The sequence below is a fragment of the Microbulbifer sp. ABF4_143 genome, from assembly GCF_056160225.1.
The window spans coordinates 112,294-129,213 of record NZ_JBSWWT010000012.1 but is presented as its reverse complement, the minus strand read 5'-3'; the positions used below and the strand labels follow the sequence as shown (position 1 = coordinate 129,213).

Here is a 16,920-nt window from a genome sequence, read left to right as displayed (position 1 = left end):
CTTTAGCATTTGCCGACATCAGTCTTCCAGGTGCGCCGCGGCGCCGATCAGGGCCTGGTAGCCGGCGTTCAGGGCGTAGAGGGGAACCGTCTCCATCCAGGTCTCCACCCGGCCCTTGTTCAGGAAGCGCCGCTCGAATTCGCTTTCCGGCAGCAGCTGCGCGATACGCGGCAGTATACCACCGCCGAGGAAAACCCCGCCACGCGCCCCCAGGTAGAGGGCCGCATCGCCGGCGGCGCTGCCGAGGAAATTGAGGAAATCCAGCAGCGTCTCCCGGCACATAGGGTCCGAGCCGTCCAGCCCGCGGGCGCTGATATCCGGCGGGGTCAGTTCTTCCGGCTGGCGACCGTTCAGTTCGCACACGGCGCGGTACAGGTTCACCAGGCCGTTGCCGGACAACACCCACTCGTTGAAGACCGGCTGGCGGGTCTTCATCAGCACCTGCAGCAGCTGCAGTTCGCGCTCGTTGGAGGCGGTCAGGTTGGCGTGGCCGCCCTCGCCGGCCAGCACATGGTAACGGCCGTTATCCACCGCGAGGCCCGCCACCCCCAGGCCGGTGCCCGGACCGAGCACCGCCATGGCTGCATCCGGCACCCGCGGCGCATCGCGCAGCACCCGGTAGTCGTCCTCGGACAACCGCGGCAGAGACAAGGCCAGCGCGGCGAAGTCATTGATCAGTTCCAGTCGGGGAAAGCCGAATTCCCTGAGTAACGACTCGGTGGTGATGGTCCAGCCCAGGTTGGTCATATAGACGCGGCCGCCCGCGGCGGTCTTCTCCAGCGGGCCAGCGGCGGCGATACAGACCTTCTCCGGGCGCGGCTGATCCAGCCCGTCCAGCCAGTGGCGCAGCGCCGCTTCGAATCCGTCGAAGCGCTTGCAGTCGACCACTTTCAGCGATTCCAGCTGGTAACCGCCGGCTGCGGGCCTGGCAATGGCAAAGCGGGCGTTGGTGCCGCCGATATCCGCTACGATACTTGTCATCTCTATCCTTATATCCCTGTTCTAGACCCCAGAAAAACGGCGGTATAAGTTAAGGCGTTGAGCAAAATAAAACCAGCCCTATCCCACCGGCAAATAGCCCTCGCCCCGGGGATCGGGGGAGGACAAGGCGCCACTGCCGTGATCCCGGCGAGTAGGTATCAAAAAAAGGCCGGCGCAGTGGCCGGCCAGGAAAGAGAGGCAAACCCAGGGTTCGCCCGAGAGAAGCGCTACCACCAGGTGGCGTAGAGCGCCGCCAGTACCAGGGTCACCCCCAGCGCCGCCAGGTTGAAGCTCTGGCTGGTGGAGAAGTTGATCTCGCGCAGGGCCACGGCGCCGTCGGCGGTCACCATGACGCCGCGGCCGCGCCCCTGCCACAGGGATACCGCCACCGCCAGCGCCACGCAGCACAGGAACACCAGGCCGACGCGGTCGATAAACGGCAGTTGCGGCCACCACAGCTTCAGCGCCAGCGACAGCACCGCCGAGGCGATGGCGGCGGCCAGCGCGGACGTCGCCGTCGCGCGCGGCCAGAAGACGCCGAGCACGAACAGCACCACTATGCCCGGGGTGAAGAAACCGGTGAACTCCTGGATGTACTGGAACGCCTGCTCGAACTGGCCCAGCAGCGGCTGCGCGCAGAGCATCGCCAGCAGCAGCGACACCATGCTCGCCACGCGGCCCACGGTTACATAGTGGCGCTCGCTCTGCTGCGGTCGATAGCGGCTGTAGATATCCATCGTGAAGATGGTGGCGATACTGTTGGTCATCGACGCGAGCGACGACACGATGGCCGCCACCAGCGCCGCAAATACCAGCCCCTTGAAGCCGACCGGCATCAGGTTCATCAGCTGCGGATAGGCCTGGTCCGGCCGCGCCAGATCCGGCAGCAGTACCACCGCGGCGATACCCGGCAGCACGACGATGATCGGCATCAGCAGCTTCAGGTAGGCGGCGAAGGCGATACCCTTCTGGCCCTCTTTCAGATCCTTGGCCGCCAGGGCCCGCTGGACTATGTACTGGTTGAAGCCCCAATAGGAGAAGTTCATGACCCACATGCCGCCGACCAGCACCGAAAGACCCGGCAGGCTGGCGTAGTGCGGATTGTCCTTCGACAGGATCATGTCGAACTTCTCCGGCGCCTGCCGTGTCAGCTCGAAGAAACCGGCCACAGGCCCCTTGCCGCCGGCGATCATATCCAGCGCCAGATAGGACAGCAGCAAACCGCCGAACACCAGCAGCACCACCTGGATAATATCGGTCAGCGCCACCGCCTTCAGGCCGCCGTAGAGGGAGTAGGCCGCGGAGAAGAGCCCGAGGAACAGCAGGCCGAACAGCAGCTCGACCCCGGCGATGGCGTTGATCGCCAGCGCCCCCAGCCACAGCACCGCGGTCAGGTTCACAAACGTATAGACGCCGAGCCAGAAGATCGCCAGCACCACCTTGACGCGGTGATCGTAGCGCTGCTCGAGAAACTGCGGCATCGTATAAATTTTCTTGCGCACGAATACCGGCAGGAAATATTTTCCTACCAGGATCAGCGTGATGGCGGCCATCCACTCGTAGGAGGCGATGGCCAGGCCTATCGCGTAGCCGGAGCCGGACATGCCGATAATCTGCTCGGCGGAGATATTCGCCGCGATCAGCGAGGCGCCCACCGCCCACCAGGGCAGCCCCTTGCCGGCGAGGAAATAGTCCTTGGTATCCTTCTGGTGGCCGGACTTCTCCCGCGAGACCAGGGTGCCGATGGTGACCAGGGCGGCCACGTAGACGGCGAAGATCAGAATATCGATGGCTGCTAACTGCATTGCTCTCACCTTATTATTTTTGGCGTCCCCCATGGATGCGGAATCGGGCGCGGAGGGCGATAACCCGGTGTCACACTGGGAGATGCCATCGCCGTATCGGCCCGCATCGTTATTGTTGTCGGAACTACTCAGGCAGGCATCATCGAGTCGGGGGACGCAGGCGTCGCCCCACTTTGTCTGCCGTGCGCAAAGTGGGGCAAGTTCGGGGGTGTCACTTTGTCTGCGGCAAACAGGGACAGGCTGCGGCGGAGTTTCGGGATAGGCTTGCCCCCGGGCATTCTCTATACTCCCGGAGCATAACTCCTATAAAGATGCGCCTGGGTGACGATGAAAGACTATATCTTCAATATCCACGATGTCGTACTGCTGATGACCGCGGCGGAGTGTGTGCTGCTGTCGATCTTCCAACAGGTTCTGCCGATCCGCGAGCGCAACTACGGCCGGCTGTTGACCGCCTTTCTGCTCATCGTCGCGATCGCCTCCGCCTGCACCCTGATCCTGTGGAACGACCAGTTCGAGGTTGCGCCGCTGTTCGGCCAGGTGCTGCTGCCCTACTTCCTGTTTGGCGCGCTGACGCTGAAGGGGCCGGCCTTCTACCTGTTTGTATCCGCGCTGACCCAGCAGAAAATGCGCCTGCAGCGGCGCCATGCGATACATCTGCTGCCGGCGCTGGCCGTCATACTGTACCTGTTCATATTCGATCTCAGCAGCGACGACCTGCGCCGTATCTCCGTCGCCGGTCAGGGCTTGCCGACGCGACTGGTGGATCTGGTTTGGGATATCGCGGCCCTGGTGCCGCTGGTCTACGCCGTGGCCGCGGTGCTGTTGCTGCACCGCTACCGCGGTGAACTGGAGGATGAGTACTCCCATTTCTCCACCACCGAGCTGAACTGGCTCAATATCCTGACCTACGGCGTGCTGATCAGCTGGGGCTGGACGCTAATGGTCCATGTGCTGGCCAAGTACACATCGGTTGAGACGGCCGATCTGCTCGGCATCGCCGACAACTATGTGACCTTTATCCTGATCAACGCCTTCTTTGCCTACAGCCTCAGTTACGCGCACCAGCTGCTGGCCACCCAGCCACAACAGAGCCGCGAACCCAGTGAGGAGGAGCCGTCGGAGAGCGCCATCGACAAGGTGCGCCAGGCGATGGAAGCCGAAAAACTTTACCTGAAAAAGAATCTAAATCTGGAACAGTTTTCCAGCCGAGTCGGGCTGCCGCCAAAGGAAGTCTCCGCGGTGATCAACAAACACTTCGGCACCAACTTCTTTGAATACGTGAACAGCTATCGAGTGGAGGCCGCCAAAGCCCTGCTGGCAGATCCGGACAAGGCGAATATGACGGTGCTGGACGTGCTGCTGGAATCCGGCTTTAACAGCAAGTCGGCCTTCCACCGCTTCTTCAGCCGGCTGGTCGGCATGTCGCCGACGGAATATCGCAAACAGGCGCTGGCTGCCCGCTCTCAGGAGTGATTCAAGGCACCCGGCCAGGGGTGCCCAACTTATAGTGCGCCAACGGTTGTTGGCGCACTATCGGAGAGATACAGGCCTCCAGCGCCATCAGCCACAGCTGATATCGACATCTTCGGCTTCGGAGGCGATACGAATATCGTGGATGGTCAGGTCCAGCTCACCGGCGGTGCGCATGTAAAAGGGTGACAGCACCATATCCAGTTTCGCGCCACCCTCAGCCATGCACTGGAGGTCGATGGAAACCCTTTGCCATTCACCCGGCGCGGCCGCCTTCAGAATGTCGGTAATAGGCTGCTCGGCACCACAATCCATACCGCAGTTCATGCCGAGATTTACCGCATCGCTGGGTAGGCGATCCACTTTGACATCGAATACCAGGGCTCCCCGATTGTTCAGGTAGCTGGACAGATCTGTGCGGCTGTTGGCGAAGAAGCCGGCAATTGCATCGCCTTCCCCGGCCCACTGCAGGCGCCGGCTGTCTTCCTGCACATTGCGGTCCACGGACTGCACGCTGATGCCCTGCAGCTTGACCACGCTGTTGGCAATCACCTTGTGGTTGTTGCCGGCATCGGTTACCTGGAAGCGCCACGGGTCCAGCGCGCGGCCGTTAAACACCGCCAGGGTCTCGTTGGCGCCGGTCTGCTGCAGGCCGCTCTCTTCCGACAGCGCGGCCATCTGGACGGAATCCTGATAGGTGAGGCCATAGCCGTAGCCGAACTGGGCCAGCGACTCATTTTGCCCCCGATTGCGCACCTCGGGGCGGGCATCGTTTGGCCAGGAGAAGGTCAGCTTGCCCTTGAAGTCGTGGTTCACATTGCCTGCTTCATCGCGGAAGAGCACATCCGCGACGCCGCCGCCTTCGGTACCGGGCTGCCAGATCACGACGAAGGCATCGGAGGCGTTGATATGCGGATTCACCCACAGCGGGCGGCCGGTGATAAACAGCGCAACCACCGGGATGTCCTGCTCGCGCAGGCGATTCAGCAGCGCCAGGTCGCGCTCGCCCCTGTAGGCCAGATTGGGGATATCCCCCTGCATTTCCGCATAGGGGTCTTCGCCGAAGACCACGATCGCCACGTCCGGCTTCTGCTCGAAGCTGCCATCCACAGACAGCTCGGCGGTGCCGCCGGCAGACTCCACAGCCTCGGCAATACCAGCGTAAATCGACGTAGCGCCCGGGAAATCGCTGTTCTCGTTGCCGGTACCCTGCCAGGTGATGGTCCAGCCACCGGCCTGCTTGCCGATATTGTCGGCGCCGTCGCCGGCAACCAGTACGCGCTGGTCGCGGGCCAGCGGCAGCAGCTTGCCGTTGTTTTTCAGCAGTACCAGGGACTCGCGCACCGCCTGACGGGCGATGGCGCGGTGTTCCGGCGCGCCGATCAGGGATTCGTCGCCGGCGTAGGCACGCTCGGAGGGCGCCCCGGCATCGAACAATCCGGCGCGCATCTTGACCCGCAGGATGCGGCGCACCGCATCGTCCAGGCGCTCGGCGGGGATCTCACCGCTTTTGACTTGCGCGAGGGTATTTGCGTAGAGCTCTTTCCAATTCGGGTCCGGCGCCATAAACATATCGAGGCCGGCATTGATCGCCTGGGGACAGCTCACGTTGCTGCAGCCGTTGACAAACTGGTGGCCGGACCAGTCGCCGACAACAAAACCATCAAAGCCCAGACGCCCTTTCAGCACGTCAGTCAGCAGATACTTGTGACCGTGCATCTTCTCACCGTTCCAGCTGCTAAAGGACGCCATCACCGTCTGTACGCCGGACTCGATCGCGGAGAAATAGCCCTGCGCGTGGATCTCTATCAGCTCGTCTTCGCTCATGATCGCATCGCCGCGGTCGATACCATTCTCGGTGCCGCCGTCGGCGAGGAAGTGCTTGGCAGTGGCGACCACCTGTTTGTCGCCGAACAGGCTGTCGCTGCCGGGGATGCCCTGCAGCCCCTCCACCAGCTTGCCGCCGTAGCTGCGCACGATTTCTGGATCTTCGGAATAGGATTCATAGCTGCGGCCCCAGCGGTCGTCGCGGGTCACCGCCAGTGTGGGCGCAAACACCCAGTCGATACCGGTGGCGGAGACTTCCGCCGCGGTGGCGGCGCCGATCCGGCGTATCAGTTCCGGGTTCCGGGTGGCGCCCAGGGCGATATTGTGCGGGAACAGGGTCGCGCCGATCACGTTGTTGTGGCCGTGCACCGCGTCGGTGCCCCAAATCACCGGTATCGCGACGCCGCCGTCGCTGGTATCCATGGACGCCTGATAGAAGGCGTCGGCCAGCGCGACCCAGTCGGCGATGCTGGCGTGCTTGTCGCTGTTGGGGAAGTGGCCGCCGCCGTTGAGAATGGAGCCTATGTGGTAGTTCTTCACATCCTCCGGCGTCGCGGAGTCGATTTCGACCTGAATCAACTGGCCGACCTTCTCCTCGACAGACATTTTGGCCATAAGCCCGTCGATACGGGCCTCGATGGCCGGATCCTTGGCGATCGGACTGGTCAGTTTCGGCCAGTCGGCCTTCAGCTCCGCCGCCGTGTCGCTGTCCGCTTTCGGCCCGGCTGGCATTTTCTGTTCACTGCAACCCGCGATCCCACCGCCGGCAATCAGACCGGAGATGACCCCCAGCAGAATTCGCTTTTTCATCACCGCAAAACTCCAGTTATTATTTTTGCCCAGATGCCCCCACTCGCCGGGAGACAACACTTTTACAGCCTGCGTTTGTACGCACCCCCGGTAAAAGCGTCGTCCCACTTTGAATTGGTGCCGGAAACTGGCGCATACCACCTTGCCCACCCGGGCGCTTCCGCAACATGGGACGCCGCCGCGACAGCGAAGCGCGGCTTCCGGCGGCACCCGGCGATGGGATGGGGCCGGCGTTTAGCCGGCGCGCTGCTGGCCGCCCGGCAGGAAGCCGGCGAGATAGTCGTTGTGATCCTTGAGCCGGGCCAGGGCGTCGTCGACGCCGGCCCTGACCTGGTGGATAAAGTCCGCCAGTTCCTGCTCCGGCATTGTGTCCACCAGGGGGTGGTAGCGCTCCGGCATCAGCCCCTGCCCGAGCATCACCTGCTGCCAGGAATCCACGAACAACTCATTGGCCTCGCGGAATACATGGCCGGTCTCGCGGAACATATCGATCTTGGCGGCCAGGGTGTCCGGAATACTCATCTGCCGACAGTGGCGCCAGAACTCGGTGTCGTCCCTGTCGGTGACCTTGTAGTGCAGGATGATGAAGTCGCGGATGCGCTCCATATCAAATTCCGCCTGGCGGTTGAATTCGTCCACCGCCACCGGGCGAATCTCGGTCTGCGGGAAGAAGCGCAGGAAGCGCACGATATTCTGCTGGATCAGGTGAATACTGGTCGATTCCAACGGCTCCAGAAAGCCGCTCGACAGGCCGACCGCCAGGCAGTTCTTGTGCCACTGCTTGCGCCGGCGCCCGGTCTGGAACTTGATCAGCAGCGGGTCTGTCAGCCGCTCGCCGTCGATGTTTTCCAGCAGCTGCGCGCGCGCCGAATCGTCACTCTGGTAGCTGCTGGAATACACCTGGCCATTGCCGACACGGTGCTGCAGCGGAATGCGCCACTGCCAGCCGCTCTCCCGGGCGATGGAGCGGGTGAATGGAACCGGCGGCTCCACCGCTTTGGTCTGTACCGCCACCGCGCTGTCGCAGGGCAGCCAGTGCGACCAGGACTCGAAGCCGGTGTGCAGGGCTTTTTCGATCAACAGCGCGCGCATACCGGTACAGTCGATAAAGAAGTCGCCGTCCAACTCCCGCCCCGAATCCAGCTTGAGCGCGCGGATAAAGCCGGTATCCGGGTGCAACTGCACCTGCTTAATTTTTCCCTCCACCCGCTTAACGCCGAAGCCCTCACTGAACTGGCGCAGATAGGCGGCGTAGCGGCTGGCATCGATATGAAAAGCGTAATTCAGGCCGTTGTTGGGCAGGTGGGAAAACTTGTGCGCCTCGGCGGCGCGCCGCTCCAGGCAGTATTCGCCGAAATCGCCGGCCAGCCCCAGCTGCCGGGCGCGCAGCCAGAAGTGCTGAAAACCACAGGCCCAGCAGTCTTTGCCGGTTACGCCGAATGCGTGCAGGTAGTCCTTGCCCAGGTCGCGCCAGTTTTCGAAGCGGATGCCCAGTTTGTAGGTGCCCTGGGTGGCGGCGAGGAATTCCGCCTCGTCGATGCCCAGCAAGCGGTGAAAGAACACCAGGGTGGGAATGGTGGCTTCGCCGACGCCGATGGTGCCGATGGACTCGGATTCCACCAGGGTGATATCCAGCTGCCTTCCCATCAGCTTGGACAGTGCGGCGGCCGTCATCCAGCCGGCGGTGCCACCACCGGCAATCACAATTTTTTTGATCGCTTGACTCATGCTTGTCTCTCTCTGCTTGATCGCCCTGCGCCGGGCTCACGGCATCCGCTGCAGTTTTTCTATCAGTAATTTTTTCAGCCGCGCGGCCGACTGCCGGTCCAGGTCGCCGAGCAGGCCATGTGTGTGCGCGGGCAGATGCTCCAGCGCATCTTGCCGGTCCACCACGAAGTGCTGGAACAATTCCCCCCAGGCTTTTCTCTGCGCCGCCGGCAGGCCGCCGATCGACAGCAGCGCATGCATCAGCGCGTCCTGCGGCAGGCCGCTCCAGGCGGGAGTCGAGCGCCACCAGTAGTTGACCAGCATATTGAGATCATCCAGCCCCTCGACCTGATGCCACCACATGCTCGGCACATACAGCAGATCACCGGGCTCCATCTCCGCAACCAGGGCGGCGTCGAGGGCGTCGCGATAGCGCGGGAAGCGCTCGAAATCCGGCGCGTAGAAGTCGACCATGCTGATGGCCTGGCCGGCCGGGTTGAAGTCCAGCGGGCCGGGATAGAGGTTTGCCACCTGCTCCGGTGCGAACAGCGTGAAGCGACGGCGACCGGCCACCACACAGGCCAGGTTCTCCGGCAGGTCGAAGTGGGCGGCGATGCGGGTGCGGTTGCCAAACCACAGCGACACCAGCGGCTTGTGCCGGCCGACGGAAATATCGTTGTGCTGGCGCAGCCCGGGCAGGTGGTGATCGACCGGGGTGGAGCCAACGTAGCAGTATTCCCCGCCGACACTTTTGGTTTCCAGCGCGCGCAGCGTCGGCAGCAGGTCAGCGGCGCTGCGCTGGAAATTGAATCCATCCATGGCGTCATTGTAGAAAATGCGCCCCCGGGTCTCCGCGGCGGCGCGAAACACGACAATGGGCCGCCCCCGGTCAAAGGGCGCCAGGTAGTCGGACAAGGCTCCGGCGCGGCCCGCCGCCACCAGCGGCCAGTCGGCAACGGCCCCTTTTATCAACAGCGGCGTAGTCCGACCGGCAATCCGCGCGGCGATCTCGTCTGCGGCAACGCCGGTGCAGGTTTCGACCGCCGGAATATGCTCTGGATACTTCATCGTGCGCCAGCTCCCGCCCGGCTGCGGGTGATCAGCTGCGCAATCAGCCGCCGGTTGTCCGGCAGCCCCTGCCGATAACTGGCGAGCTGTTGCTGCACCTCTGCCAGCAGTGTTTGCGCGCGTGCCCGATCGCCGTCCCTGCGCGGGGCCCGCACCCTGTCGCAGTGATACCCCATACCGTTTAGCACATAGCGGTAACTCGCCGGGGGGAACAGGGGTTGCGCCTGGGGAAAATCCTGCTTCGCCGGCGCTCTGTGGCGCCACAGCTCGAGGTTTTCCCGCAAAGATTCCGGTATGGATTCCTGCCGCCGGTGGGCAAGCCAGTAGTCGGAATCCGCGCGCTCGGACAGCACATAGTGCAGCTTGAGGAAATCGATAATATTTTCCCAGTGCGCCAGTATCTGACGGTTAAAACGCTTTGCCGCCAGTGCCATCTGCTGCCGGTGCGCCGGCAAAAAATCCCGGATCAGGCCGGCGCTCTGCTCGATCAATGCCAGCGCCGATGCCTCGAGGGGCTCGATAAAGCCGGCGGCCATACCCACTGCGACGCAGTTACCCTGCCACATGGCGGCCCTGTGCCCCGGCGCGAACTTCAGCTCGCGGAACTGCAGTTCGCTATCCGCCCCCGCCGGCAGCTCGCGCGCGAGGAAACGGCGGAACTCCCCCTCGACGGTCGCGCTATCGGTGAACCGGCTGGAATAGACGTAACCCATACCGCGGCGCGAGGGCAGGCCGATATCCCAGATCCAGCCATTGGTCTGCGCGGTGGCGCGCGTGACAGAAGCGATGGGCGACTCGGGGGAGGCGTGGGGAATCTGCACCGCCAGAGCGCGGTCATTAAACAGGATCGACGAGCGGTCGACCCAGGGTACCCGCAGGTGCTCGCCGATAATCACCGCCGCACTGCCGGAGCAGTCCACGAACAAATCTGCGCCCAGTCGCTCGCCGGCATCGGTCACCAGAGCGGCGATATTGCCACCTGCACCGCCTTCCACCGCGGCGACATTCGTCCGCAGATGCCGCACGCCCAGATTACTGGTGCAGTGGTCGCGCAGGCACAGGCCGAATTTCACCGCGTCAAAGTGGTAGCCGTAATTGAGTACGCCGGCGTATTCGGGTGTGGCCAGCTGCTTGGGCGCCAGATGCGCATCGCAGATGGCCGCCTGCGGTGTCACGGCGTAGGCATAGGCTTCTTTGCTAAAGGGGGCGGGATCCTGCTCGAAATAACCGTGCGGGAGGGAGAAGGGGTGGTAGTAGCGATCGTTGCGGTCGGCCGTTCGCCAGGCCGAGAAGAGGGAGCCCTGTTTAAATGCGGCCTCGCACTCGGCGAACAGCCGCGCCTCACTCAGACCGACGCGCCGCAGCGTCTCCCGCATCGAGGGCCAGGTGCCCTCGCCAACCCCGATGGTCGGGATATCCGGCGACTCCACAAGGACAATGTCACAGTGGCCGCCATTGGCCCGGCCGTGCTCGGCCGCCAATACCGCGGCGGTCAACCAGCCAGCCGCGCCGCCGCCCAATATCAGGATGGATAACGGAGCCTGTTGCATCGCGGAGCCCTCCCACTGCAGGGACATCGTAAACGCAAAAGGCGTGATTGCTCACGCCCTTCACATCCTGTGAGATAGGAGTGGCGCAGAGCCACCACTCCTAGGATTACATCAGAAGCTATAGCGCACTCCCAGGTTATAGCGAGCACCAGTCTGAATGGTCGCGATCATCATATTTTTATGGCGGCCGTGCAGACGCTGGGTCTCGTTGGTGATGTTGATACCTTCCACGAATACGGACAAGTTATCCTGCAGGTCGTAGCTGGCGTTGAAGTCCCACTGGCCGTAGGCTTCGGTGTATACGGGGTTGCGCTCGCCGTTGCCGTCGAAGGTGCCGGTCAGGAAGTCATCGCGCCAGTTGTAGGCGATCCGCGCCTGGATACCGTTCTTGTCGTAGAAGCCGACGATGTTGAAGGAATCGCTCAGGCCCAGCAGCGCGAACTGGTTCTCGGCCCCTTCCCCTTTGTTGGTATTGAAGTTGTCGTAAGCGATATCGCCGCTGACGGTGGTGAAGTTGACGATACCGCCGAAACCGGAGTCGCCAAACATATGCTGGACCGCCACCTCGAAACCGTCGATCTGTGCATTTTCAGCGTTGACCGGCGCGATTACGGTGAACTCGGCTAACGGGTCGCCCTCTGCGGCAGATCCCGTAAAAGGCTCGCCGTACAGGTCATTCAGATACTCGCGAACCGTCGCCGGGTCATCGGTACCCAGATCGGCCACAGCCTGTAGATAGCGCGGTCCGTTGAATGGATGCGCCAGGTCAAAGGTGGTTTCCGTGAACGAGCTCTGACCGATAAAATTCTTCACATCCTTGCGGTAGTAGCCGACGGACACATAGCTGCCCTCGCCGTAATACCACTCGGCAGACAGGTCGAAGTTGGTGGACTCGAACGGGTCCAGATCGGGGTTGCCGCGCGACGCATTGCCGCCCTGAGCCCGCAACAGCGAGTCGATCGTCTGGCCACCCTGGATATCGGCAAAGCCGGGGCGCGTGATGGTCTTGCTCACGGAAGCGCGCGCGACGACGTCGTCTCTCAGGGCGATATCGAAATCGATATTCGGCAGCCAGTTGCTGTAGGCCCCGGACTGCCTGCTGAAGCCCAGCCCGCTCTCCTGGGCGCGGAACTCGTTGTCGCCGACCCAGGCGATGGAGTCGTACTGGGGCACCAGTGCCTTGGCTTCCACCTGGGTATCCTCGAAGCGCAGCCCCAGGGCGAGATTCATCGGCATCGGGACGTCCTCCCAGGCCAGGTTTACCTGCGCATAGGCAGACTGCTGCGTCTCGACCGCGGTGCGGTCGGTGGTGAAGTCATCGCTGGCACAAAGCACCGTGCCGCAGGGGCTGATGGTCTCGCCGTTTGCCGCGGCGATGGCGGAGATGGCATTGATCATGCCGTCGAAGTCCGCCGCGTAGTAGTAGGGTGTCATCCCATCGGTGTCGAACTGATCCAGCGCGCTGGCCATGCTCTTACGCACGAAGATATCGTCCGGATAATCTTCCGGGGAGCCGTAGCCACCCCAGGTATCGCGCTGGGCATTGGCGAAGGCGGAGCGGTTGGTCGACTCCAGGTAGCCAATACCGAAATCGATGCTCTTGAACGGACCGGCGTCGACATCGAAGGTACCGTCGAACTTCGCCTGCTCGATATCGTGCTTCATGTAGCCGTTGCGGAAGCTGCTGCCGGAAGTCAGCATCTGCGCCGGGTCGAAGTCCTGGCCATCGATAAATTCGAAACTGGTGATGGGCAGGTCTTTGCCGTAGTTGACGGTGGTAGCGGCGCGGTTGAACTGCACACCGGCGATATTGTTGTTGCTACCGCGGCCGTCCTTCGCACCGTTCTCCGCGCTGGAGTTGTGGTAATCGAAGGCCAGCGTCAGGTTATCGTTCGGATTCCAGACCAGGTTCAGGCCGATGGAGTCGTTCTTGTTGACAGTACCCCACTCGCCGGCATTGAAGGTCACATCTGAGCCGGTGCCATCGGTATAGACGATCGGCGCCACGACGCTGCCATTGCCGGAACCCTTGGTGAAAGAGCCCTCCAGGGGTACGCCGTTGAACCAGGCACCCATGGCGTTGTACTGCTGCTCCACGTCCTGCTCGGCGTAGGTGTAGTCGAGGGTGGCCTCGAAGTCGTCGCGGGGCGCCCACTGCAGGGTCAGCTGGGCGTTGGTGCGCTCGCGCTGCACCTCGCCGAAGCTGTAGCCGATGCCGCGCGGCACCGCGTAGATATCCCCTTCCTGGGGGGCGTTCTCGAAATTGGGGTTGTCCGGCGCGATAGAACCCCAGTCCCCCTGGCCGCCCGGGATGGTGTACCAGCCGGGGCCTGTCTCGGACTTGGCAAAGCCGCTGTCGCGCTCGGAGTAGGAGCCGGTGAAGGCCACGCCGATGGTGTCGTCGGCAAACTTGGTGCTGAAGATACCGGACAGCTCGGGGGTCAAGCTGTCACCTTCCCTGCTGGACGTGTCGTAGGTGGTCTTGGCACCCAGGTTCAGCACCATGTCATCCTGTTCCAGCGGGCGGACTGTACGGATATTGATGACCGAGCCGATACCACCGGTAGGCAGGTTGGCCTTGCCGGTCTTGTAGATTTCCACTGCGCTGACGCTCTCGGCGGCCAGGTTGGCGAAGTCGAAGGAGCGGGAGGCCGAAGCGGTGGTCGCCTCGATATTCGCCGCCGGCATCTGGCGGCCGTTCAGGGTGACCACATTGTAATCGGGACCGAAGCCGCGCACGGTGACCCGGCTGCCCTCGCCGTTCTGACGGTCGATGGACACACCGGTGATCCGCTGCAGTGACTCCGCCAGATTGGTGTCCGGCATCTTGCCGATATCCTCGGCGGAAATGGCATCCACCACGCCCTGGGCATCGCGTTTAATGTCCATCGACTTGGTCAAGCTGCCGCGGATACCGACAACGGTCACCTCTTCCAGGGTCGCGTCCTGCGCCAGTGCCGCGCCACTCAGCCCCGCAAGTGCGGCAATAGCTGCGGCCATGGAATTCTTCTTGAATCCGGTCATTCTGTTCATGGAGTTGCCTCCCCCATCGTCACGTCGTTTTCGTTATGTAGTGGTTTCGCCAGACGGGACAACTCTTCAATATCTCTGGGTTCATTTACATCCAATGCGGCTACTCTCATTTCGCACCGGCGACCCGATCTGGCGTCAGCTTATCCTCGAGCACGGCGCCAGATTGAGTCGTCCCACCTTGCCGGAATGGGGAAAAATGGACTATCCCACCTTGACCCCAGCAAAGCGGGACGGGAAAACTCCATATTTTTCAAATAGTTAACAAATTCCCGCAAAGATGCGCGGCGATGGGGCGAGCGCAGAGAAAACTCTACCAAAGGCACAAAAATCAACCAACGGAAAACTGTGACCGGCCGCCCGAACGCTAGACAGAGCAGCGAGGCGCCAACCCTGCCGGCCAGAAAACTTACAAAACTTAACAATAATCGTTATCATTCGCGCAAAGTGCGACACCTCGCACGCTAGCCGACCTCCTCCACTCTCAATCGGAAACAAAAACCATGGAATTGCGCTCACTGGCACTGGCCGTGGCTGCGGTCGCCTGCACCGCCGCCCAGGCCCAGGAAACAAACAACCGGGAAATGGAACAGGTGATAGTCACCGGCAGCCGCTTTGTCGAGAGCATCGACGAGGTGCCGGTGTCGGTCACCGTCCTGGACCGGGACGCCATCGAGCGGCAGCTGCAGGTCAGCGCCGAGCTGCAGAACCTGCTGGCCATCCAGGTGCCGGGCCTGGCGCCGGGCAACGGTTCCACCAGCAACTTCGGCACCACCCTGCGCGGGCGCATGCCGCTGGTGATGATCGACGGCGTGCCCCAGTCCACGCCGCTGCGCAACGGCGCCCTGGGCATGCGCAGCCTGGACGCGGACATGATCGAGCGTATCGAGGTGGTCAAGGGGGCCACCTCCATCTACGGCAACGGCGCCGCCGGCGGCATCATCAACTACATCACCAAGAGCGCCGCGGACAGCGAGTTCGCCGCCCAGGCCTCGGTGTCGAGCCGCGTCAGCGCGGTCGAGTTCGAGGACAGCGCCGGCCTGCGCACCCAGGGCTCGATCAGCGGCACCCGCGACAGATTCAGTTTCGTCGCCAGCGCCTCCCGCGACGAGCGCGGCGTGGAGCGGGACGCGGAGGGCGATATCATCGGCACCATCTACGGCCTGTCCGAGAGCGCAACCCAGAACCTCTTCACCAAGCTGGGCTACCGGCTGGACGGCGACAGGTTCCTGCAGTTCACCTACAACTACTTCGAGGGCCAGCAGAACGCCGACCTGGAGGACGTGCTCGGCTCGGTCAACGACGGCACCAAGACCTACGCGGTGCCCGCCAGCGAGGATGCCCCCGGCGATCCCCAGGGCCCCCGGGGCAACCACAACCTGATGCTCAAGTATGTGGACGACAGCCTGACCGAAAACACCGCGATAACCATCGACGCCTACGGGCAGGTGATCGAGAATGTGTTCTTCTTCTCCCCCACCCTGTCGAATCCCGAAGAGGGCTACGACGGCGGTCAGTCGATGATCAAGTCCGAGAAGAAGGGCCTGCGCTTCAACTTCAACACCCAGCTGGGCTGGGACAATGTGGACACCACCCTGACCTACGGCCTGGACGCGCTGAACGACGTCACCTCCCAGCCGCTGCTGGATGGCCGCGTCTGGGTACCGGAGATGGATATGGACAGCCTGGCCGGCTACCTGCAGAGCAAGTGGATCATCGGCAACGACTGGATACTCAAGGCCGGCCTGCGCCACGAGAGCATCGACCTGGCGGTGGACGACTACCGCACGCTGAGGCTGTGCCGCGACGCCGACACCTGCTCGGTGCCGATGGACGTGAAGGGGGATAAGCTCAGCTACGAGGCCACCACCTACAACCTGGCGCTGCGCTACCATATCAACGACCACTTGAGCCCCTTCGCCAACTACTCCCAGGGCGCGGACACCTCCGATCTGGGGCGCCTGCTGCGCGCCGCCACGGTAAACGATATCGCGCTGATCCAGACGGAGGCGTCGATTATCGACAGCTACGAAATCGGCCTCGACACCCACTTCGACGACTTCGACTTCAGTATCGCCGCCTTCGAGAGCACCTCGGAGCTGGGCACCGCCAACACCTACAACCCGGAGACGGGTATCTACGAGCCGGTGCGCGCGCCGCACAAGATGTGGGGCTACGAGGCCGCGCTCACATACCGCATCTCCGACCGCCTCAGCGCCGGCGCCAACTACAGCTGGGTGGAGGGCAAGGACGAGGATACGGATGAATACCTGGATGCGCGCATCATCTCGCCGCCCAAGTTCGTCGCCCACCTGGACTGGCGCCCTATGGACAACGCCAGCCTGGCGCTGACCTACTACCGCGTGGGAGACAGGAAGCGCTTCGAGCCGGACGCGGACGGCAACTGGAGCGGCGCCTATGCCCCGGTCAGCACCTACGATGTGGTCAACCTCAGCGGCAACTACCAGCGGGGCAGCTGGCGCTTCTTCGCCGGTATCGAGAACCTGCTCAACGAGGAGTACTTCTCCGCCCGCGCCCAGGCCTTCACCTACAGCGGAGGCGCCTACCACAGCATGAGTCTCGGCACCACGGTCAACGCCGGGGTGAATTACACCTTCTAGCAGGTTGTTGAAAAAAAACATCCCTGACCTTCTTCAACCCGGGTTTGC

General features: G+C 62.8%; 9 protein-coding genes. 2 read left to right on the top strand and 7 right to left on the bottom strand.

The annotated features are described in order from the left end of the window. Window positions 1-18 precede the first annotated feature (18 nt). Window positions 19-981 (bottom strand): glucokinase, encoded by a 963-nt coding sequence (glk, locus tag ACXAF3_RS11340; RefSeq protein WP_475112414.1) that lies wholly within the window; start codon window positions 979-981, stop codon window positions 19-21. Between the two features lie 227 nt (window positions 982-1,208). After that, the gene (locus ACXAF3_RS11335; RefSeq protein ID WP_475112413.1) at window positions 1,209-2,786 is read right to left on the bottom strand and encodes a sodium/sugar symporter; all 1,578 of its coding nucleotides are present in this window, start codon (window positions 2,784-2,786) and stop codon (window positions 1,209-1,211) included. A gap of 327 nt (window positions 2,787-3,113) precedes the next feature. On the opposite strand from ACXAF3_RS11335, the gene ACXAF3_RS11330 reads away from it, so the two are divergent. Further along, a complete protein-coding gene (locus ACXAF3_RS11330) occupies window positions 3,114-4,262 on the top strand; it encodes a helix-turn-helix domain-containing protein (RefSeq protein ID WP_475112428.1) in 1,149 nt (382 codons plus the stop codon). 87 nt (window positions 4,263-4,349) lie between these two features. Here the strand turns inward: ACXAF3_RS11330 and ACXAF3_RS11325 are convergent, their stop codons facing one another. The 5 genes from ACXAF3_RS11325 to ACXAF3_RS11305 form a co-directional block, all read right to left on the bottom strand. Beyond that, a complete protein-coding gene (locus ACXAF3_RS11325) occupies window positions 4,350-6,896 on the bottom strand; it encodes a glycoside hydrolase family 3 protein (RefSeq protein ID WP_475112412.1) in 2,547 nt (848 codons plus the stop codon). Between the two features lie 234 nt (window positions 6,897-7,130). Beyond that, a complete protein-coding gene (locus ACXAF3_RS11320) occupies window positions 7,131-8,624 on the bottom strand; it encodes a tryptophan halogenase family protein (RefSeq protein ID WP_475112411.1) in 1,494 nt (497 codons plus the stop codon). 36 nt (window positions 8,625-8,660) lie between these two features. Beyond that, window positions 8,661-9,671, bottom strand: a complete 1,011-nt coding sequence (locus ACXAF3_RS11315) for a cupin-like domain-containing protein (protein WP_475112410.1) — start codon at window positions 9,669-9,671, stop codon at window positions 8,661-8,663. Further along, window positions 9,668-11,221: a tryptophan halogenase family protein gene (locus ACXAF3_RS11310; RefSeq protein WP_475112409.1), complete on the bottom strand. Its 1,554-nt coding sequence runs from the start codon at window positions 11,219-11,221 to the stop codon at window positions 9,668-9,670. Before ACXAF3_RS11310 ends, ACXAF3_RS11315 begins: the two co-directional genes overlap by 4 nt. Before the next feature lie 111 nt (window positions 11,222-11,332). Beyond that, the gene (locus ACXAF3_RS11305; RefSeq protein WP_475112408.1) at window positions 11,333-14,254 is read right to left on the bottom strand and encodes a TonB-dependent receptor; all 2,922 of its coding nucleotides are present in this window, start codon (window positions 14,252-14,254) and stop codon (window positions 11,333-11,335) included. A 500-nt stretch (window positions 14,255-14,754) separates the two neighbouring features. Between ACXAF3_RS11305 and ACXAF3_RS11300 the strand changes: the two genes are divergently transcribed. After that, complete coding sequence (locus tag ACXAF3_RS11300; RefSeq protein WP_475112407.1) at window positions 14,755-16,872, top strand: TonB-dependent receptor; 2,118 nt, start codon at window positions 14,755-14,757, stop codon at window positions 16,870-16,872. Window positions 16,873-16,920: the final 48 nt, after the last annotated feature.